This is a genomic window from Candidatus Pantoea symbiotica (assembly GCF_056491525.1).
This window is the reverse complement of sequence record NZ_JBSZHR010000002.1, coordinates 407,660-427,545: the sequence shown is the minus strand read 5'-3', so window position 1 is coordinate 427,545 and position 19,886 is coordinate 407,660. Positions and strand designations below refer to the sequence as shown.

General features: G+C 56.6%; 16 protein-coding genes and 1 other annotated feature. Of the genes, 6 read left to right on the top strand and 10 right to left on the bottom strand.

From position 1 onward, the window contains the following. Positions 1-25: 25 nt before the first annotated feature. Positions 26-979, bottom strand: coding sequence for a transaldolase (gene tal, locus ACXIZX_RS02590; RefSeq protein WP_061718163.1), 954 nt, complete (start codon positions 977-979; stop codon positions 26-28). 213 nt (positions 980-1,192) lie between these two features. Here tal and yaaA point away from each other — a divergent pair, with 213 nt between their 5' ends. Beyond that, on the top strand, positions 1,193-1,969 hold the full coding sequence (gene yaaA, locus ACXIZX_RS02585) for a peroxide stress protein YaaA (RefSeq protein WP_479403544.1): 777 nt from the start codon (positions 1,193-1,195) through the stop codon (positions 1,967-1,969). A 54-nt stretch (positions 1,970-2,023) separates the two neighbouring features. Here the strand turns inward: yaaA and thrC are convergent, their stop codons facing one another. From thrC to ACXIZX_RS02560, 5 genes are all read right to left on the bottom strand, one after another. Then, on the bottom strand, positions 2,024-3,307 hold the full coding sequence (thrC, locus tag ACXIZX_RS02580; protein ID WP_008108676.1) for a threonine synthase: 1,284 nt from the start codon (positions 3,305-3,307) through the stop codon (positions 2,024-2,026). Positions 3,308-3,310: 3 nt separating this feature from the next. Beyond that, the gene (gene thrB, locus ACXIZX_RS02575) at positions 3,311-4,240 is read right to left on the bottom strand and encodes a homoserine kinase (protein WP_008108677.1); all 930 of its coding nucleotides are present in this window, start codon (positions 4,238-4,240) and stop codon (positions 3,311-3,313) included. 2 nt (positions 4,241-4,242) lie between these two features. Next, positions 4,243-6,705: a bifunctional aspartate kinase/homoserine dehydrogenase I gene (thrA, locus tag ACXIZX_RS02570; protein ID WP_179451946.1), complete on the bottom strand. Its 2,463-nt coding sequence runs from the start codon at positions 6,703-6,705 to the stop codon at positions 4,243-4,245. Positions 6,706-6,731: 26 nt separating this feature from the next. Then, positions 6,732-6,854: a sequence feature (Thr leader region), on the bottom strand. Continuing rightward, positions 6,790-6,861 (bottom strand): thr operon leader peptide, encoded by a 72-nt coding sequence (thrL, locus tag ACXIZX_RS02565; RefSeq protein WP_071531027.1) that lies wholly within the window; start codon positions 6,859-6,861, stop codon positions 6,790-6,792. Its footprint overlaps the feature before it by 65 nt. Before the next feature lie 189 nt (positions 6,862-7,050). Beyond that, a complete protein-coding gene (locus ACXIZX_RS02560; protein ID WP_008108682.1) occupies positions 7,051-7,755 on the bottom strand; it encodes a tRNA/rRNA methyltransferase in 705 nt (234 codons plus the stop codon). A 589-nt stretch (positions 7,756-8,344) separates the two neighbouring features. Here ACXIZX_RS02560 and arcA point away from each other — a divergent pair. Beyond that, a complete protein-coding gene (gene arcA / locus ACXIZX_RS02555; RefSeq protein ID WP_008108686.1) occupies positions 8,345-9,061 on the top strand; it encodes a two-component system response regulator ArcA in 717 nt (238 codons plus the stop codon). Positions 9,062-9,107: 46 nt separating this feature from the next. On the opposite strand, the gene creA is transcribed toward arcA, so the two are convergent. Beyond that, positions 9,108-9,581, bottom strand: coding sequence for a protein CreA (gene creA, locus ACXIZX_RS02550; RefSeq protein WP_008108688.1), 474 nt, complete (start codon positions 9,579-9,581; stop codon positions 9,108-9,110). Between the two features lie 194 nt (positions 9,582-9,775). On the opposite strand from creA, the gene robA reads away from it, so the two are divergent. Next, positions 9,776-10,654 carry an MDR efflux pump AcrAB transcriptional activator RobA gene (gene robA, locus ACXIZX_RS02545; RefSeq protein WP_008108690.1) on the top strand — a complete coding sequence of 293 codons (879 nt, stop codon included), beginning with the start codon at positions 9,776-9,778 and terminating at the stop codon, positions 10,652-10,654. A 51-nt stretch (positions 10,655-10,705) separates the two neighbouring features. On the opposite strand, the gene gpmB is transcribed toward robA, so the two are convergent. Then, complete coding sequence (gpmB, locus tag ACXIZX_RS02540; protein ID WP_479403543.1) at positions 10,706-11,353, bottom strand: 2,3-diphosphoglycerate-dependent phosphoglycerate mutase GpmB; 648 nt, start codon at positions 11,351-11,353, stop codon at positions 10,706-10,708. 51 nt (positions 11,354-11,404) lie between these two features. On the opposite strand from gpmB, the gene yjjX reads away from it, so the two are divergent. Then, positions 11,405-11,926 carry an inosine/xanthosine triphosphatase gene (gene yjjX / locus ACXIZX_RS02535; protein ID WP_479403542.1) on the top strand — a complete coding sequence of 174 codons (522 nt, stop codon included), beginning with the start codon at positions 11,405-11,407 and terminating at the stop codon, positions 11,924-11,926. Here the strand turns inward: yjjX and trpR are convergent. Further along, positions 11,923-12,246, bottom strand: a complete 324-nt coding sequence (trpR, locus tag ACXIZX_RS02530) for a trp operon repressor (RefSeq protein WP_008108696.1) — start codon at positions 12,244-12,246, stop codon at positions 11,923-11,925. The two genes, yjjX and trpR, sit on opposite strands and share 4 nt — an antisense overlap. A gap of 44 nt (positions 12,247-12,290) precedes the next feature. Continuing rightward, positions 12,291-14,210: a murein transglycosylase gene (gene sltY / locus ACXIZX_RS02525; RefSeq protein WP_479403541.1), complete on the bottom strand. Its 1,920-nt coding sequence runs from the start codon at positions 14,208-14,210 to the stop codon at positions 12,291-12,293. A gap of 258 nt (positions 14,211-14,468) precedes the next feature. Between sltY and atzF the strand changes: the two genes are divergently transcribed. Further along, positions 14,469-16,265, top strand: a complete 1,797-nt coding sequence (atzF, locus tag ACXIZX_RS02520) for an allophanate hydrolase (RefSeq protein WP_479403540.1) — start codon at positions 14,469-14,471, stop codon at positions 16,263-16,265. 2 nt (positions 16,266-16,267) lie between these two features. Further along, entirely contained in the window at positions 16,268-19,885 is a 3,618-nt protein-coding gene (gene uca / locus ACXIZX_RS02515) for an urea carboxylase (RefSeq protein ID WP_479403539.1), read from the top strand. Position 19,886 lies beyond the last annotated feature (1 nt).

Sequence of the window (19,886 nt, the reverse complement as noted above, 5' to 3'; positions counted from 1 at the left end):
CCTGTCGCCGCCACGGCCTGGCACCTTACAGCAGTTCGGCGATCATCTTCTCAAGTTTGCCCTGATCGATGGCAAAGTTGCGGATACCTTCAGCCAGTTTGGTAACGGCCATTGGATCCTGATTGTGCTGCCAGAAGAACTCAGCTTCAGTCATCTTCGCTGGACGCGCTTTCACTTCGCCGGTGTAGCTCAGTTTACGCTCAACAGTACCTTCGCTCTCAGCAAGCTCTTTAAGCAGGCCCGGAGAAATGGTCAGACGATCGCAGCCCGCCAGTTCAATGATCTCGCCAACGTTACGGAAGCTCGCGCCCATCACCACGGTTTCATAACCGTGCTGCTTGTAGTAGTTGTAGATTTCAGCCACAGACACCACGCCTGGATCTTCGTGTGCTGCGTACTCTTTTTTATCGGTGTTCTGCTTGTACCAGTCGAGGATACGGCCAACGAATGGAGAGATCAGGAACACGCCGGCTTCGGCACACGCACGCGCCTGCGCGAAGGAGAACAGCAGCGTCAGGTTACAGTTGATGCCTTCTTTCTCCAGCTGCTCAGCAGCACGGATACCCTGCCAGGTTGACGCCAGTTTGATCAGGATACGGTCATTGCTGATGCCAGCATCGTTGTACAGTTTGATCAGGCTACGCGCTTTAGCGATGCTCGCTTCAGTGTCGTAGGAGAGACGCGCATCCACTTCAGTCGAGATGCGACCTGGGATCAGTTTGAGAATTTCCAGACCAATGTTGACGGCCAGCTTGTCAGATACCAGCGCCAGTTGTTCTTCTTTATTGCTGCTCTGCTGACGCGCCCAGGTAATGGCTTCATCAATCAGTTTGCGGTATTCAGGGATTTGAGCGGCGTTGAGAATCAAAGAAGGGTTGGTGGTCGCATCTTGCGGCTGGTAAAGCTTCATTGCCGCGATATCACCGGTGTCGGCGACCACAGTAGTCAGCTGACGCAAGGAAGTAAGTTTGTCCGTCATGGTTCTCTTTCTCTTAGGTTGACTGTCAGGGTGTAAAAGGCTGTTGCGATAATATCACGCACAAGTGACGGCGCAACACCACGAAGTGCCCTTTACGATAGCGCTAACAAATGGGAGCGATTTGCCGATCCATGCCGCTTTTTTGCTACACTCCTTGCAACATTTTTCCCTTCAATTCCCTGATAAACCTGCGGGTCAAAGAGGACGTACACGATGCTGATGGTTATCTCGCCAGCGAAAACACTGGACTATGAAAGCCCGCTGGCGACACAACGTTTTACCCAACCGGCGCTGTTAGAAAAATCACACCAATTAATTGACGTTGCGCGCGATCTTTCACCGTCGCAGATCAGTTCACTGATGGGCATCAGCGACAAACTGGCGCACCTGAATGCCGATCGTTTTAACCAATGGCAGCCACCCTTCTCGCTGGAGAACGCGCGTCAGGCAATTCTGGCGTTCAAAGGCGATGTGTATACCGGTTTGCAGGCCGAAACCTTTAGCGACAACGATTTCGATTTTGCCCAGCAGCACCTGCGCATGTTATCCGGGTTATACGGTCTGCTGCGTCCGCTCGATTTGATGCAGCCTTATCGTCTGGAGATGGGCATTAAGCTGGCGAATCCAGCCGCTAAAGATCTCTACGGCTTCTGGGGCGATTTGCTGACCGAGAAGTTAAACGAAGCGATTGCTGAGCAAGGCGACGATGTGCTGATCAATCTGGCATCCGATGAGTATTTCAAAACCATCAAGCCGAAGAAACTCAACGCCGAGTTGATCAAGCCAGTGTTCCTCGATGAGAAGAATGGCAAGTTTAAAGTCATCAGCTTCTACACCAAGAAAGCGCGCGGATTGATGAGCCGCTATGTGATTCAGAACCGTCTGACCAAGCCAGCACAGCTGAAGAAATTCGATGTGGATGGGTATTTTCTGGATGGTGCGGAAAGCAGCGAGAACGAATTGGTGTTTAAGCGTCGCGAGCAGAAATAAGCAAGCCGCCATGATGGCGGCTTGATCGAGGTCGCCATGAATGGCGACCCTACATTACTTCAACAAAAACGCGCGCAGTTCAGCGAAATCGCCTTTCAGATTATGCGACAGCAGCGGCAAGTCGGCGCGCTCGGCCAGCTCTTTCGGCAGCGGCAGATCCTGACCTAAAATCTCGTCCACGCTCTCTTTGAACTTCGCCGGATGCGCAGTCCCGAGGAACAGGCCGTATTCGCCCTCCTGCAGGTTGTCGCGCAGCAGTCGATAAGCAATCGCCGCATGCGGTTCAGAGATGTAGCCAATCTCAGCCAGCTCGCGCATGGTGGATTTGGTGGTTTCATCCGTTACTGCGCCGTACGCCAGATCGGTCAAGCGCCAGGTTTTACGGCGGAACAGCTCTTCCACGCGCGGCCAGTTATTTGGCTGGCTGACATCCATGGCGTTCGACAGCGTTGCTACCGTGGCGTTTGGCTGCCATGCACCGTTGCCGAGGAAGCGTGGCACGGTATCGTTCGCGTTGGTCGCAGCGATAAAACGCTTGATTGGCAGACCCAATGATTTCGCCAGCAGGCCAGCCGTTAAGTCACCGAAGTTTCCGCTCGGCACCGACACCACCAGCTGATTGCGCTTCTCTTGTGGCAGCTGCGCTACCGCTTCGAAGTAGTAGCAAATCTGCGCCAGCAGACGGCTGATGTTGATGGAGTTCGCCGAGTTCAGGCCAATCGCCTTCTTCAGCTCTTCATCATCAAACGCTTGTTTCACCAATGCCTGGCATGCATCGAAATCGCCTTCAACCGCGATGGTTTCGATGTTGCCGCCCAGCGTACAGAACAGTTTCTCCTGCAGCGGGCTGATTTTGCCCTGCGGATAGAGAATCACCACGCGCACGTTTTCCATGCCGTAGAAGGCATGCGCCACCGCTGCGCCGGTATCGCCGGACGTGGCGGTCAGAATGGTGATCTGCTCATCCGCACCACTCACATAGGAGAGCATCTGCGCCATAAAGCGGCCGCCGAAATCTTTGAACGCCAGCGTTGGGCCGTGGAACAGCTCGAGGCAAGCCACATCATCGCTGACCTTCGCCACTGGCGCCGGGAAAGCAAAGGCGTTTTTCACGCGCTCGGCCAACTGATGCGCCGCAATTTCATCGCCAATATAGGCAGAGAGAATTTTGCTGCTGCGGCTGACGAAATCCATCTCCAGCATGGCATCGATATCGGTCAGTTCGAATTCCGGCAGTTCGAGCGGGAAAAACAGCCCTTGCTGCGAGCCGAGGCCCTGTTTAACGGCCTGAGCAAAACTAACCTGCTCGTTGTGATCCTTAAGGTTGTAGAGTTTCATGCGTTATCCCAATTTACGTGCGCCAGCCGTATCAAGACGGCAGATGTGGACGAAACCTTCTTCATTCTGCAGATAGTGCTGGCTCAGCCAGTCCGCCATCCGCTGTGCCGTTGCCATCTCGTTGCAAACAGCGAAAAGTGTCGGGCCGGAACCCGAAATGCCGCAGGCCAGCGCGCCAATATCCTGCGCCGCTTTACGCGCATCGGCGAAGCCTGGCAGCAGTTTGGTGCGATACGGCTCAGCGATAACATCCTGCATAAGTTTAGCCGCAAGCCCAGGCTGACGCGTATGACAGGCGTGAATAAAGCCCGCCAGCAGGCGACCGTGCTTAATGGCATCCTCTTTACGGTACTGTGCCGGCAGAATGGCGCGCGCTTCGGCGGTGGAGACTTTAATCCCCGGGTACGCCATCACCCACAGCCATTCATCAAAGCACGGCACGTCCTGACTGATGATGCCGTTCTCTTCAATCATCAGCTGCACGCCGCCAAGGAAGCACGGTGCAACATTATCAAAGTGTACGCTGCCGGAAATACGCCCTTCGAGCTCGCCCATCAACGCCAGCAGTTCGGTATCGTTGAGCGGTTTGCCGCAGAATTCGTTCATCGCCATCAAGCCAGCAACCACCGAACAGGCGCTTGAGCCGAGCCCGGAACCGATCGGCATATTCTTTTCCAGCGTCATCGCCACCGGAACTTGTTTACCAATCGCCTGGCAAAAACGCTCCCAGCACTGATAAACGATGTTCTCCTGCGGATTAGTCGGCAGTTTGCTGACAAAGCGCCCGGAGTTCACCAGACTAAAGCTGTCGGCGGCTTCTACGGAAACGCAGTCACCCAACAAGGTACCATCCACCGGCGAAACCGCCGCGCCCAGCACATCAAAGCCGACGCTGACGTTACCTATCGAGGCCGGTGCATAAATTTTTACCATCATCAAACTCCCAACTTCCACGACAGCGTACGCAGCAGGTCAGCAAACACGCCTGCTGCTGTGACATCATTCCCTGCACCATATCCACGCAGAACCAGCGGGATTGGCTGATAGTAGCGGCTGTAGAATGCCAGCGCATTCTCACCGTTTTTCACTTTGTACAGCGGATCGTTGCCGTCCACCGCATCAATCTTCACTTTGCAAACGCCACCTTCTTCAATCGCGCCGACGAAGCGTAATACTTTACCTTCGTCACGCGCTTTGGCAACGCGCGCGGCAAAGGCGTTATCCAGTTCCGGCAGACGTTCCATAAACTGCTCAACGTCGGCGATCTCGGTCAGGCTGGCAGGCAGCAGCGGTTCGATTTCGATATCGCTGAGTTCCAGCTGATGTCCCGCTTCACGTGCCAGAATCAGCAGCTTACGCGCCACATCGGTACCAGAAAGATCGTCACGCGGATCTGGCTCGGTAAAGCCCATTTCTCGCGCCATTTTGGTCGCTTCAGACAGCGAAACGCCTTCATCAAGCTTGCCGAAGATAAAGGAGAGCGAGCCAGAGAGAATACCGGAGAACTTGATCAGTTCATCACCGGCGTTCATCAGGTTTTGCAGGTTTTCGATCACCGGCAAACCGGCGCCAACGTTGGTGTCGTACAGGAATTTACGGCGCGATTTCGCTGCCGCTGCTCGCATCTGCTGGTAGTAATTCCACGACGAGGTGTTGGCTTTTTTGTTCGGCGTGACGACGTGGAAACCTTCGGCGAGGAAATCGGCATACTGATCGGCGACCGCCTGGCTGGAAGTACAATCGACGATCACCGGGTTCAGCAGATGATACTCCTTCACCAAACGCATCAGGCGACCGAGATTGAACGGCTCTTTGGCTTCGTTCAGTTCTGCCTTCCAGTTGCTAAGATCGATACCGTGCACGTTGGTTAACAGCGCACGCGAGTTAGCGATACCGCACACACGCAGATCGATATGCTTCTGTTTCAGCCATGTCTGCTGGCGATGCAGCTGATCCAGCAACGCCGCGCCGACACCGCCAACGCCAACCACGAACACTTCGATCACCTGATCGGTGGCAAACAGCATCTGATGCACCACACGCACGCCGGTAGTGACTTCATCGTTGCTCACCACCACCGAGATGGAACGCTCAGACGAACCCTGCGCAATCGCCACGATATTGATATTGGCACGCGCCAGCGCCGAGAAGAATTTCGCCGAGATGCCGCGCAGTGTGCGCATGCCATCGCCGACCACCGAGATCACCGCCAACTGTTCCAGCACGTCCAGCGGATCGAGTAAGCCATCTTTCAACTCCAGATAGAACTCCTCTTCCAGCACGCGACGCGCACGCGCCTGCTCGCTTTGTGGTACGCAGAAGCTGATGCTGTATTCCGAAGAGGATTGGGTGATCAGCACCACTGAAATGCCGGTGCGTGACATCGCCGCAAATACGCGCGCCGCCATGCCAACCATGCCTTTCATGCCCGGACCTGACACGTTGAACATCGCCATGTTATTCAGGTTGGTGATGCCTTTAACCGGATTTTCATCCAGCTCGCCTTCGCCACCGATTAAGGTGCCCGGCGCTTGTGGGTTAGCAGTGTTTTTGATCAGGCAAGGAATCTGGAACTGGGCGATGGGTGCGATGGTACGCGGATGCAGCACTTTGGCGCCGAAGTAAGAGAGCTCCATCGCTTCCTGATATGACATCGATTTCAGTAAGCGCGCATCCGGCACCTGGCGCGGGTCGCAGGTGTAAACGCCGTCAACATCGGTCCAGATTTCACAACAGTCAGCGCGCAAACACGCAGCCAACACCGCAGCGGAGTAATCAGAGCCGTTACGGCCCAGCACCACCAGTTCGCCCTTCTCGTTACCGGCGGTGAAACCGGCCATCAGGATAAAGTGATCGGCTGGGATCTGGCTGGCGGCGATGCGGCGCGTAGATTCGGCGATATCAACGGTGGATTCGAGGTAATGACCAATCGCCAGCAGCTTCTCCACCGGATCGATAACAGTGACTTTGTGGCCGCGCGCCTGCAGCAGCGCTTCCATAATCGCAATCGACAGCTTCTCGCCACGGCAAATGATGGCAGCATTAACGGCGTCCGGGCATTGGCCCAGCAGGCTGATGCCATGCAGCACCTGTTTCAGCTGCGCAAACTCCAGCTCAACGCGGGTTTTCAGTCCGTCATAATCAAAGCCCGGCTGCGCGTCACGCAAGCCTTGCAGCAGGTCGGCAAAAATACGTTCGGCATCACTGATATTCGGCAAGGTGTCGAGGCCGCTGATGGTTTTCTCAATCATCGCCACCAGATGATTGGTAATTTTTGCTGGTGCAGAGAGTACGGTCGCAACCTGTCCCTGTTGTGCATTGCTTTCCAGAATGTCCGCCACACGGAGAAAACGTTCCGCATTGGCTACTGAGGTTCCGCCGAATTTCAGCACTCGCATAGTTAAAGCTCTCCTGAATTTTTGCCGAAAAAAAAGCCCGCACTGTTTAGGTGCGGGCTTTTTTCTTTGTTTTTCCTGTATGCGTCAGCCCGCACCGTTACCTGTGGTAATGGTGGTGGTAATAATAATTGTGGTGTTCAGGCTGAGTTTACGCATTTAGATTTTTTTCTGTCTGTCTTTGTCTTGTCCGTCTGCCTTCCAGAAGTAAAGCAAAGCGCACGTTAAGTCAACGAATTTGTCTTAGCCGCGCCATCCCTGGCGCTGCGCAGTGCTGCGCTTGCTGAAGCAAAAATTATTGCGATCGTTCAGGAGATGCGGCGGATTCCCGCATCAGTCACTAGCAACTCAGGATTTATCCGAGCAATTATCTATAAGTTTTTTTTCTACGTCATGTAACAAGCGATGCAGCATGGCGCTGTCACGCTGTTCCAGCAGGCCAATACGCTGATCGATCCAGTCGGCCATTTTGACGTCATCGCTGACGTCCAGCTTAACCAGCAACTGATGGAAGCGCTGGCGCAATGCCTGCAGTTGGAGCTCGTTCGCCACTTCCGCGGTCTCAGCCGCTATCTGATTGAGCGCTGACAGTTGATAGCAATATACCATCACCGCCTGACCGAGATTCAGCGACGGATAATCATTGGCCATCGGGATGCCGGTCAACAGATCTACCTGCTCCAGCTCTTCATTGGTTAAACCGCTGTCTTCACGGCCAAACACCAGCGCGATGCGGCTCAGCCATTGGCGCTTCTCCTGCAGGATGTTTTCAACCTGCGCAGGCGTGGCGTAATAGCGGAATTTCGCACGGCTGCGCGCGGTGGTCGCCACGGAAAAATCGACATCCTTTAGCGCCTCGCTCAGCGTGGCGTAGGTTTTGACGTTATCGAGGATCTCACCGGCGCCGTGCGCCACGCGGCGTGCTGCCGGATCTTGCCAGGCATCGCTGGCGACAATGCGCAGCTCGCTAAAACCCATGGTTTTCATAGCGCGGGCAGCCGCACCGATATTTTCCGGACGGGCGGGAGAGACAAGGATTAAGGGGAAATGCATGATTTTTCCATCGAACTGTTAACAACTCGCATTATGTTGGCATGCAGGAGAGAAAATACCAACTGCGGCTAGCAGAGAAAATAAGATGTTAATGATGTTAAAAGAGGGATAAATCCAGCTGTAGTGGAAATTAGCAGGCATAAGCAAAATTATATGACATATTTAATATAAAACCCTTTTCTTTCATATCATTGAAATATAATTTCCTGCGTGTTTTAGTTTTGGTTGCATAAGGGATAAATGTAGCAAAAATGCTGCATTTTGTGAGCTAAACTAGCAATCCTGGAGAAGTTTTTCATAAAAGTGTTAACGTGCTACACTTGCATTTGATATAAGTCAACGAAGCGTTGTTTTTATGCTTATCGGTTGTTGTTGGTGCTGTTAGGTTGCTGTTAATACGGTTAGGATGAGCGCCTGTCCGATATCCTCGGGGCGTGCAAATATCCATCCTGACTGGCTGAGCTAACACTGAAGTTGACGTAGATGGATGGTGTATTCCGAAGATTATTTCGTATACCGGTTGCAGCAAAATTGCGTAACCGACGTACGCCCTGTTTTCGATTTGTTGGCAAATTTTAGGTAGCGAAACATGCAGACCCCGCACATTCTTATCGTTGAAGACGAACTGGTCACGCGTAACACCCTCAAAAGTATCTTTGAGGCAGAAGGTTACGTGGTCTATGAAGCCACCGACGGCGCCGAGATGCATCAGGTTTTGACGGAAAATGACGTCAACCTGGTGATTATGGATATCAACCTGCCAGGTAAAAACGGTTTGCTGCTGGCACGCGAACTGCGTGAGCAAGCAAACGTCGCGCTGATGTTCCTGACCGGCCGTGATAATGAAGTGGATAAAATCCTCGGTCTGGAAATCGGTGCCGATGATTACATCACCAAACCGTTCAACCCGCGTGAATTGACGATTCGTGCACGCAACTTGCTGTCGCGCACCATGAACCTGGCGATGCCAAGTGAAGAGCGCCGTACGGTTGAAAGCTATCGCTTTAATGGCTGGGAGCTGGATATTAACAGCCGCTCACTGATCAGCCCGAACGGCGATCAGTATAAGCTGCCGCGCAGTGAATTCCGCGCCATGCTGCACTTCTGTGAGAATCCAGGCAAAATTCAAACGCGTGGTGACTTGCTGAAAAAGATGACCGGTCGCGAGCTGAAGCCGCATGACCGTACCGTGGATGTCACCATCCGCCGCATCCGTAAGCATTTTGAATCCACGCCAGACACGCCTGAAATCATCGCCACTATTCACGGCGAAGGTTACCGCTTCTGCGGCGAACTGCAGGATTAAGAGTTGAAAGAAAAAACGCCCGTCAGGGCGTTTTTTTATGTCTGCATTAATGCCACGGCATAATCGGCACGGCGCTCAGCGCATTCTTCGGCGATCCATCCACTACTTTGTCGGAATAGCTTAGGTACACCAGCGCATGACGTTTCTGGTCAAAGAAGCGCACCACCTGCAGCTTCTTGAACACCAGCGATGTGCGTTTCCTGAACACGACTTCACCTTGCGCCTTGCCTTGTGCGATTTTATCGCTAAGCTCTACCGGCCCAACCTGTTGGCAGGAAATGGCCGAGTCGGACGTATCTTCCGCCAAACCCAATCCGCCTTTGATACCGCCGGTTTTGGCCCGGCTGATATAACAGGTTACATTTTTTACGTCCGGGTCATCGAAGGCTTCCACCACGATCTTATGATCGGGGCCAAACATCTTGAACACCGTGTCTACCGAGCCGATCTCTTCGGCCTGAACGCCAGCACTGAATACATATGTTGCCAACGTGATTATAAGAATACGAGCTATTGTCATTGAGTTACCATTGCCAATCGAATAGATGAGAATGTAATGTACTGTCAATCGAACACAGAACCAAACCTAAACGGGTTTTAACCCGCATTGACTTAGCACACTCGATTAGCAAACCGCCCCCACGCTTTTGTGCATTTCGTGCTATTATTCGACGACTTCATAGTTGCGCCACCAGAGAGTTATGAGGATGTTTTATGGACCAAGCCGGTATCATTCGCGATTTGCTTGTCTGGCTGGAGAGCCATCTGGATCAACCGCTTTCATTAGATAACGTTGCGCAGAAAGCAGGCTATTCCAAGTGGCATCTGCAGCGGATGTTCAAGGAAGTAACCAGCCACGCGATTGGTGCGTATATTCGCGCGCGTCGGCTGTCGAAAGCCGCGGTGGCGCTACGCCTGACCAGCCGCCCCATCCTCGACATCGCACTACAATATCGCTTCGATTCGCAGCAGACGTTTACCCGTGCGTTTAAAAAGCAGTTCAACCAAACGCCCGCCTGGTATCGTCGCTCATCGGAGTGGAACTCGTTTGGCATTCGCCCACCGATTCGTCTCGACGATAACAGCATTCCGGAAGCGCAGTTTGTTACGCTGCCTGAAACGGTGCTGGTCGGCCAAACGCAGAGTTACTCCTGCACGCTAGAGCAGATTTCCAGCTACCGTGATGAGATGCGCATGCATTTCTGGAAGCAGTTCCTGCTGGAAACCGACACGGTGCCGCCGGTGCTGTACGGCCTGCATCAGGTGCGTGCCAGCCATGAAAAGGATGATGAGCAGGAGATTCTCTACACCACTGCGGTGCCCGCCGATCAGCTGGCAAAAAGCATGCAGTCGAATCAGAGCGTAGTGCTGGAAGCAGGAGATTATGTGCAGTTCACCTACAACGGTGCGCGCAGCGCGCTGGGTGAATTCATCCTGCTGCTGTACGGCACCTGCATGCCGACGCTGGGATTAGTGCGTCGTCAGGGACAGGATATCGAGCGTTTCTTCACGCACGGTGGTAAGAAGCGTAGCGAGCCGCCAACGGAAATCCGCTGCGAATACCTGATTCCGATTCGCCCACAGAACCATTAATCCTTTCGTAGGGTCGCCATTCATGGCGACCTCTTTATTCATCACATCCGATCAACGCTGCAACTCATCCAGCGCTGGCGCATCCAGATGCGACACATCGCCCGCCGTCTCAACCACCCAACCGGCCGCCAGCCACGCGCTCTGCTGATGATCCACGCGTGAAATCGAGCAGTTACGCAGACGCAAACGACGCTCCGCATGCGCAGGCAAACCGAGAATAGTGCTGACCAGCACGCCCAGCGCCATACCGTGGCTGACAATCAGCGGACGGCTACCTACAGGCAGCTCGAGCAGCGCATTCAGCGCTTCGTGCATACGCGCGGCCATTTCCGCCATCGATTCGCCACCCGGAATGCGCCCAGCCGTGGTGCCATCCACCAGCGTTTTTCGCCAGTTTTCCTCTTCTTCGGTCAAGCCGTCGAGTGGACGTTGTTCCAGGCAGCCCATATTCAACTCGCGCAGCCGCGCATCGAGCGTAACGGTGCAGCCACACGCGTCGGCGATAATTTCTGCCGTACGACGCGTACGTCCCAAATCGCTGGCAATCACGTGGGTAATGCCCAGCGATTTCACCCGCTCGCCCACCTGATGCGCCTGCTGCTCACCTTTTTCCGTTAACGGGCTGTCAGACTGCCCCTGAATGCGTCGGGCCGCATTCCATACCGTTTCACCGTGACGAACAAGATAGACCTGTAGCATGCTTAATTTCCGTTATACTGCGACAAATTTGCCTCGAGGGTTCAAACAATTATGTACCATGTTGTCGCAGCCACCATCAACCCGGCAAAAATTCGCGCGATTGCTCAGGCGTTCAACGACGTTTTCGGCGAAGGATCCTGCCACATCGAAGGGGTTGAGGTCGAGAGCGGCGTCCCAGCCCAGCCACTTAGTGATGTTGAAACGCGAACTGGCGCACGCCAGCGGGTAGAGAACGCGCGTCAGGCGCGTCCACAGGCCGATTACTGGGTGGCGATTGAAGCGGGCATTGAAGGCGATTGCGCCTTTGCGTGGATGGTGATTGAAAACGCGCAGCAGCGCGGTGAATCACGTTCAGCCAGCTTTACGCTGCCGCCGATTGTCGTGACAGGCTTAGCTGCCGGGAATGAATTGGGTGATGAGATGGCACGCTTAACCGGCGTGGAGAATATCAAACACAAAGGCGGCGCGATTGGAGCCTTAACCCACGGCCTGCTGAGCCGCTCCAGCGTCTACCATCAGGCGTTGATTCTGGCGCTGTGTCCGTTCACGCATCCGCTCTACAGCCAGCGTTAATCGCGACCGAGACGCGCTTCCAGCCAGCGTTTCAGCTCTGGCGGCGCCTCTTTCAGGCTGTTAGAGCCACGCGTAATGGTGGCGATGCCCACGCCCAACTCATTCTTCAGTTCACGCTGGCTCATCTCGCCGCTCATCAACTCTTCAATAATGCGCAAACGCGTCCCGTAGGATTCACGTTCATCCGGCGTCATCATCAGTTGCAATAACGGCAGCGCCACGCCATCGGCAAAAGCGTTTTGCATCAGTTCGATAAAACGCAGCCAGTTATCTTCAACAGGCTGAGCCGATTCCGGCTGGGAAGAAAGGGGTTGGCTCATGAAGGGCTTCCGTACTCATTAACGAGTACGGAAGCATAGCACAGTCAATACTGGCGATTCCACTCACTGTCGGCGAGAATCTTGTCCGGCTTGCCCATGAAGTAGCGGTAATAGGCATCGTAGGCCAGCACGTTTTTCACGTAGCCACGCGTTTCTGAGAACGGAATGGTTTCGATAAACGCCACCGCATCCAGATTACCGCCGCTGGTTTTCTGCCAGCTGCGCACGCGTCCCGGACCAGCGTTATAGGCGGCCGAAGAGAAGATGCGGTTCTGACCAAACTGCTGATAGACGTACTCCAGATACTGCGTCCCGATCTGAATATTGGTCTGCGGATCCAGCAGCTGGCTGCTGTTCACATAGCCGGGAATGTTATACATCTTCACGGTATGTGTCGCCGTGCCAGGCATCACCTGCATTAATCCGCTGGCGCCCACTGGTGAACGCGCTTTCGGGTTCCACGCGCTTTCCTGACGCGAAATCGCCATCGCATAACTCTGCGGAATGCCTTTGTCGCTGGTGTATTGCTGATAAAGGTTTTGCCACGCCAGCGGGAAGCGCTCTTTCAGGCTATCCCACATTTTTGCAGTAATGGTGGCCTGCACGCTGAGATCCCACCAATCCTGCTCGTTGGCGTAACGCGCCAGCATCTGCTGCTGCGAACGGGTTTTGCTGGAGATCAGATTGGCCCATTCACTGCGCGCCAGGTTATCCAATCCCCAATACATCAGCTCACGCACGCGCGCCATTTCCGCGCCTTGCGTCACGGTGCTGTCAGCTGCCGGTGCCTTATCGACCTGCAACGGATACTCCACACCCAAGCGCTGCGCCGCGACCATCGGATAGAAGCCGCGCGCCTGCATCAGCTTACGCAAAATATCGTTGGCTTCCTCTTTGCGGCCCTGCGAAATCAGCAAATCCGCCTGCCAGTATTGCCACTCATCTTTCTCTTTGGCTTCCACCGGCAACCGCGCGATCCAGGTATTGAGACCACGACGATCGTTCTGGCTCAGCGCCAGACGTACGCGACGCTCCACCAGCGCGGTAGATTCGCTGTTCATCACCACCGCATCACGCCAGCGCGCCTGCTCGCTGGTGAGATCCGCGCCCATCATGCGCCACACCACAGTCTCTTTCAGATCCTGCTCATCGGCCTGGCTCATCTTCTGCGCCTGCACCAGTTGCGGGATCATCATGCGCGCGTTGTCCATGTCCTCACGCGCCACGCGGGCGAAAGCGTAGCTGGTTGCCATGCGGGTGAAATCGGTTGGCCCCATGGTGCTGGCAAAGGTGGTAACGGTTTGCGGATTCTGCTGCAGCGCAATCAGCGCGCTGGCAGTGGTTTGATAATCCGCCGGCAGCATTTTCGCCAGGTAATTCACCAGGCTGTCGTTACCGGCTTTCATCGCCAAACGAATGCGCTCGAGGATGGTGATCGGCGAGAGTTGCCCGCTGGCCTGCCATACCGAGAACAGTTTGTCGCAGTCGTTCGGCAACGCGGTGCCGCGCAGCCAAATCTCTTTCGCACCGGCAAACGCCGCCTGCTGCTGGCCGGTGGCCCACTTGGCGTAATACCAGTTACAGCGCGCCTGCACCGGCTTGGGTTCATCCGGGCTGAAACTCAGCACGCCCTGCCAATCCTGACGATTCGCCAGCACATTCACAAAGCGCGTTGAGAGCGAGCGCGCCGGTGGCAGCGTGGGATACTGTTGAATAAAGTTCTTCACCGCCAGCGGCGTCTCTTGATCGAGATCTTGCGCCAGCAGGCGATATTGCAGATACGGGTAGAGCGGATAATCCTGCAGCGTCGGCATCAGCTGCGTCACCTGGTCCATCTGTTTGTTATCCCAGGCTTGCTTGATTTGCGCATAGCGCTGTCGCTGCTGATCCAGCGAATCGGCCCATACGCTGCTGGCCGTGCTGACCAGACAGATCCCTAGCATCCAGTAACGCCACTTCTCCATTACGCTCTCCTCTCAGTGCTGCGATCCAGCTCATGCCAGACATCCTTCATGCTAACCAGGCCAACCGTCTCTTGCCATGTTCTTCACAAAATTTACGCTCGCGCACCGCCATTGCGCAGCCTTTGCGCCGCCGTTGTGCAATTTATCATCAGGAAAACTTATTACACATCAATTAACTACGCGGTTTCATCGGCTTACAAAAATGGCACGCGCTTTGCTCTGTTGAATTCCATCTTGTATACCAGTTGGAATTCACTCATGGCATCGACCTTTGGCTTTACGCTCCAGGATTGGCAACGCAGTTACCAACAGGATCCACAACAAATTACCGCCTTGCTGGCGGCCCATCTCGACGCAATCGACGCGCAGGATAACGCCTGGCTCTATCTCGCCACGCCCGCGCAGCTGCAGGCACAAATTGAACCGCTGCTGGCGAGTTATCAGCGTAACCCAGCCGCACTGCCGCTGTTTGGCGTGCCGTTTGCGGTAAAAGATAATATTGATGTCGCTGGCTGGCCAACCAGCGCCGCCTGCCCCGCCTTCACCTACACCGCCGATGCCGATGCCTTTGTCGTCGCGCAGCTCAAAGCAGCAGGCGCGGTGGTGATTGGCAAAACCAACCTCGACCAATACGCCACCGGCTTAGTCGGCACGCGTTCGCCATTTGGCGCGGTGAGCAACACTTTCAACCCTGATTACGTCAGCGGCGGCTCCAGCTCCGGTTCAGCGTCGGTGCTGGCGCGCGGTCTGGTGGGCTTCTCGCTCGGCACCGACACCGCCGGTTCGGGCCGCGTGCCCGCCGGTTTCAACAACATCGTTGGCCTCAAACCGACTAAAGGCTGGTTCTCCGCCAGCGGTGTGGTACCGGCTTGCCGCCTCAATGACACCATTTCCGTGTTCGCGTTAACGGTCGAAGATGCCTTCGCGGTGGCTACGGCGGCGGGCGGCTATGACGCGGGCGATGCCTATTCGCGCAGCAATCCGCACACCGCGCCAGCCAGCTTCAAAGCGCAGCCCGATTTCGCCATTCCCGCCACGCCCGAGTTCTTCGGCGACAAGCAGGCCGAAGCGGCATGGCTGGCGGCGCTGGAGCAATTGCAGGCTGGCGGCGCAACACTGCATCCGATCGATTTTTCCCTGTTCCATCAATTAGCCGAGCAGCTCTATTACGGTCCGTGGGTTGCCGAACGCACCGTGGCGGTGGGCGAGATGATCAATCGTCCGGAAGAGATGGATCCGGTGGTGTACGGCATCGTCAGCAGCGGCCTGAAATACACTGCGGTCGAAGCCTATCAGGCGGAATATCTGCGCGCCGAACTGACGCGCCAGATTCAGCAAACGCTGGCGCAGTTCGATGCGCTGGTGGTGCCCACCTCGCCAACCATCCATACGCTGGCCGAGATGCAGCAGGAGCCGGTGCATTACAACTCGCAGTTCGGCACCTACACCAACTTCACCAACCTCGCCGATCTCAGCGCGCTGGCGCTGCCTGCGCCGTTCCGTGCCGATGGTTTGCCCGCCGGCATCACGCTGATTGCGCCTGCCTGGCAGGATCGTGCGTTGGCCGGTTTTGGCCTGCGCTGGCAGCAGCAGATGGCGCTGCCGCTCGGTGCCACCGGCAAAGCGCAGCCTGCTCAGCAAGGCGCATTGCCAGTGTCCGCCGATCACGTCCGCGTGGCGGTGGTGGGCGCGCATCTCACCGGCATGCCGCTCAACTTCCAGCTCACTACACGCCAGGCGGTTTTAGTAGAAGAGACGCAAACCGCCAGCAATTACCGCCTGTTCGCCCTGCTTGATGGCCCGATTAAGAAGCCGGGCCTGCTGCGTGGCGAAAGCGGTGCAGCGATCACCGTGGAACTGTGGGATATCCCGCTGGCGCGCTTTGGCGAGTTCGTGGCGGAAATCCCGGCGCCGCTCGGCATTGGCTCGCTGACGCTGGCCGACGGACGCATCGTCAAAGGCTTTATCTGTGAACCAGCGGTGCTGTCGCAGGCGCTGGAAATTACCGAATTTGGCGGCTGGCGCAACTGGCTGGCTTCTCAGGGGAGTAAATAAGCATGTTCAGCACCGTTCTGATTGCTAACCGTGGCGAAATCGCCTGCCGCGCCATCCGCACCTTAAAACGCCTCGGCGTGAAAAGCGTTGCCGTCTATTCCGATGCCGATCGCAACGCGCGCCACGTCAAAGAAGCTGACGTCGCCATCGCCCTCGGCGGCGACAAAGCCAGCGACAGCTATTTACGCATCGATAAAATCCTCGCCGCCGCACAGGAAACCGGCGCGGAAGCCATCTGGCCGGGCTACGGTTTCCTGTCAGAAAGCCTGCCGTTTGCCGACGCCTGTGAAAAAGCCGGCATCGCCTTTGTCGGCCCAACCGCGCAGCAGATTGGCGAGTTTGGCCTGAAACACCGCGCGCGAGAGTTAGCCGCCAGCGCGGGCGTGCCGATGACGCCAGGCACGCCGCTGCTGAGTTCGCTGGATGAAGCCTTGAGCGCCGCCGACACCATCGGCTATCCGGTGATGCTGAAAAGCACCGCAGGCGGCGGCGGCATTGGCCTGACGCGCTGCGCCGACGCCGATGCGCTGGGCAATGCGTGGGAAAGCGTGCGCCGTCTGGGCGAGCAGTTCTTCAGCGATGCAGGCGTGTTTTTAGAACGCTGCATCGACCGCGCGCGCCACGTTGAAGTGCAGATTTTTGGCGACGGCAGCGGCAAAGTGATCGCGCTCGGCGAACGCGACTGCTCGTTGCAGCGCCGCAACCAAAAAGTGGTGGAAGAGACGCCGGCACCCAATCTGCCGCAGGCAACGCGTGAAGCGCTGCTCTCTTCCGCCGTTCGCCTCGGCGAACTGGTGAACTATCGCAGCGCCGGTACGGTGGAATACATCTACGACGCCGAGCAAGATGCGTTCTACTTCCTTGAAGTGAACACCCGCTTGCAGGTGGAACATCCGGTCACCGAATGCGTCACCGGCCTCGACCTGGTTGAGTGCATGTTGAAAGTGGCCGCTGGCGATGCCATCGACTGGGCGCGTCTGCAACAGGCTCCGCAAGGCGCATCGATTGAAGTACGTATCTACGCTGAAGATCCACTGAAAAACTTCCAGCCAAGTCCGGGCGTGTTGACCGGCGTCTGTTTCCCGGATGATGTGCGCGTCGATGGCTGGATCGATACCGGCACCGAAGTCTCGGCGTATTACGATCCGATGGTCGCCAAGCTAATCGTGCATGCCGACACGCGCGAAGCCGCACTGGAAAAGATGCAGCAGGCGCTGGCCGCTACCCAACTGCATGGCATCGCCACTAACCTCGATTATCTGCGCCAGATCGTCGCCATCGACGCCTTCCGCAGCGGCAAAGTCTGGACGCGCTTCCTTGATAGCTTCACGCCCGCCGCCAGCGTGATTGAAGTACTGCAACCCGGCACCTTCAGCAGCATTCAGGATTTCCCTGGCCGCCTCGGCTACTGGGATATCGGCGTGCCGCCGTCCGGCCCAATGGACGATTTCGCCTTCCGCCTCGCCAACCGCATTGTCGGCAACCACGACAGCGCCGCCGGCCTGGAATTCACTCTGCAAGGCCCCACGCTGCGCTTCCACAGCGATGCGGTGATTGCCTTAACAGGCGCAGATTGCCCAGCCGACGTCGATGGCGAAAGCATTGCGTACTGGCAGCCCGTTAGCGTCAAAGCAGGACAAACGCTGACGCTGGGCCGCGCGCAGAGCGGCTGTCGCACCTACTTAGCGGTGCGCAACGGGTTCGACGTGCCGGAATATCTCGGCAGCCGCTCCACCTTCTCGCTCGGCCAGTTTGGCGGCCACGCCGGACGCACCTTGCGCGTCGCCGACATGCTGCCAATCTCCCAGCCGCAGCTCGCCGCTTGCACCACGCCCGCGCCGGTCAGCGCACCGCAGGCGCTCGATCATGCGCTGGTGCCGCATTACGGTACGGAATGGCGCATCGGCGTGCTATATGGACCGCACGGCGCACCGGATTTCTTCACCCAGGCGGCGATTGATGAGTTCTTTGCCAGCGACTGGCAGGTGCACTACAACTCCAACCGCCTCGGCGTGCGTTTGGTAGGCCCGAAACCAACGTGGACGCGCGCCAACGGTGGCGAAGCCGGTCTGCATCCCTCCAACGTGCATGACTGCGAATACGCCATCGGCGCGGTGAACTTCACCGGCGACTTCCCGGTGATCCTGACGCACGACGGCCCAAGTCTCGGCGGCTTCGTCTGCCCGGTAACCATCGCCAAAGCTGAACTGTGGAAAGTGGGTCAGGTGAAACCGGGCGATAAAATCCGCTTCCACCCGATCAGCGCCGACGAAGCGGTGGCGCTGGAAAAAGCCCAGGCGCACAGCGTGGCCACCCTGCGCAGCAGCCACGCGCCAGCCTTTGAAGTGCCCTCTTTAGCGGCCAGCGCTATCGGTTCCGCCACCTTGCTGGCTGCGCTCCCCGCCACGGCAACCACGCCAGCGGCGGTTTATCGTCAGGCGGGCGACAAATATGTGCTGATTGAGTACGGCGATAACGTACTGGATTTGGCGCTGCGTCTGCGCGTGCATCTGTTGATGAATGCATTGCGTGAACGCGCGGTGCCGGGCGTGGAAGAGTTGTCGCCGGGCGTGCGCTCTTTGCAGGTGCGCTACGACAGCCTGATTCTCAGCCAGAAACAGCTGATGCAGCTGCTGCTGGAACTGGAAGCCGGACTCGGCGATGTCAGCCAGCTGAAAGTGCCATCACGCATTGTCTGGATGCCGATGGCCTTCGAAGACAGCGCCACGCTCGGCGCGGTCGAACGTTACAAAGAAACCGTGCGTGCCAGTGCGCCGTGGTTGCCAAATAACGTCGACTTTATCCAGCGTATTAATGGTTTAGAGAGCCGTGAAGCGGTGCGCGACACGATTTTTGATGCCAGCTATCTGATTCTCGGCCTCGGCGATGTCTATCTCGGCGCGCCGTGCGCGGTACCGATCGATCCACGCCATCGCCTGCTGAGCTCCAAATACAGCCCGGCGCGCACCTTTACCGCCGAAGGCACGGTCGGCATTGGCGGCATGTACATGTGCATCTACGGCATGGACTCACCCGGCGGCTATCAACTGGTAGGCCGCACGCTGCCAATCTGGAACAAGTTCCTCAAAAACCATCAGTTCGCGGCCGACGAGCCGTGGCTACTGCACTTTTTCGATCAGGTGCGCTTCTACCCGGTAACGGAAGACGAACTGACGCAGCTGCGCGATGACTTCCGTGAAGGCCGCGCCACGGTGCGCATCGAAGAAACGGTATTCGACTTCGCCGCTCATCATCAATTCCTCGCCGAAAACGCCGCGTCAATCAGCGATTTCCGTCAGCGTCAGTCCGCCGCCTTCGAGCAGGAAGTGACGCTGTGGGCGCAGGAAGAGCAGAACGCGCCGCTCACCAGCGAGGAGACCCTGGTGGTGGCCGAAGCCGACGACGATGCGCTGGCGGTGTGCGCCGATATGAACGGCAATATCTGGAAAGTGCTGGTGCAGCCGGGCGACGCGGTGGAAGCCGGTCAAACGCTGATCATCGTGGAAGCGATGAAAATGGAACTGGCGATTGTCGCGCCGCAGGCAGGCACGGTGAAACGCATTGCCTGCCAGGCAGGACGTCCGGTGAGTCCGGGCGATGCCCTGCTGTGGCTGGAATAAG

Excerpts from the sequence above, each read along its gene's own strand:
- arcA (WP_008108686.1), top strand. The coding sequence starts at position 8,345 with ATGCAGACCCCGCACATTCTTATCGTTGAAGACGAACTGGTCACGCGT.
- ACXIZX_RS02560 (WP_008108682.1), bottom strand. The coding sequence starts at position 7,755 with ATGCATTTCCCCTTAATCCTTGTCTCTCCCGCCCGTCCGGAAAATATC.
- creA (WP_008108688.1), bottom strand. The coding sequence starts at position 9,581 with ATGACAATAGCTCGTATTCTTATAATCACGTTGGCAACATATGTATTC.
- sltY (WP_479403541.1), bottom strand. The coding sequence starts at position 14,210 with ATGGAGAAGTGGCGTTACTGGATGCTAGGGATCTGTCTGGTCAGCACG.
- thrA (WP_179451946.1), bottom strand. The coding sequence starts at position 6,705 with ATGCGAGTGCTGAAATTCGGCGGAACCTCAGTAGCCAATGCGGAACGT.
- atzF (WP_479403540.1), top strand. The coding sequence starts at position 14,469 with ATGGCATCGACCTTTGGCTTTACGCTCCAGGATTGGCAACGCAGTTAC.
- uca (WP_479403539.1), top strand. The coding sequence starts at position 16,268 with ATGTTCAGCACCGTTCTGATTGCTAACCGTGGCGAAATCGCCTGCCGC.
- thrC (WP_008108676.1), bottom strand. The coding sequence starts at position 3,307 with ATGAAACTCTACAACCTTAAGGATCACAACGAGCAGGTTAGTTTTGCT.
- yaaA (WP_479403544.1), top strand. The coding sequence starts at position 1,193 with ATGCTGATGGTTATCTCGCCAGCGAAAACACTGGACTATGAAAGCCCG.
- gpmB (WP_479403543.1), bottom strand. The coding sequence starts at position 11,353 with ATGCTACAGGTCTATCTTGTTCGTCACGGTGAAACGGTATGGAATGCG.
- trpR (WP_008108696.1), bottom strand. The coding sequence starts at position 12,246 with ATGAGCCAACCCCTTTCTTCCCAGCCGGAATCGGCTCAGCCTGTTGAA.
- thrB (WP_008108677.1), bottom strand. The coding sequence starts at position 4,240 with ATGGTAAAAATTTATGCACCGGCCTCGATAGGTAACGTCAGCGTCGGC.
- robA (WP_008108690.1), top strand. The coding sequence starts at position 9,776 with ATGGACCAAGCCGGTATCATTCGCGATTTGCTTGTCTGGCTGGAGAGC.
- tal (WP_061718163.1), bottom strand. The coding sequence starts at position 979 with ATGACGGACAAACTTACTTCCTTGCGTCAGCTGACTACTGTGGTCGCC.
- yjjX (WP_479403542.1), top strand. The coding sequence starts at position 11,405 with ATGTACCATGTTGTCGCAGCCACCATCAACCCGGCAAAAATTCGCGCG.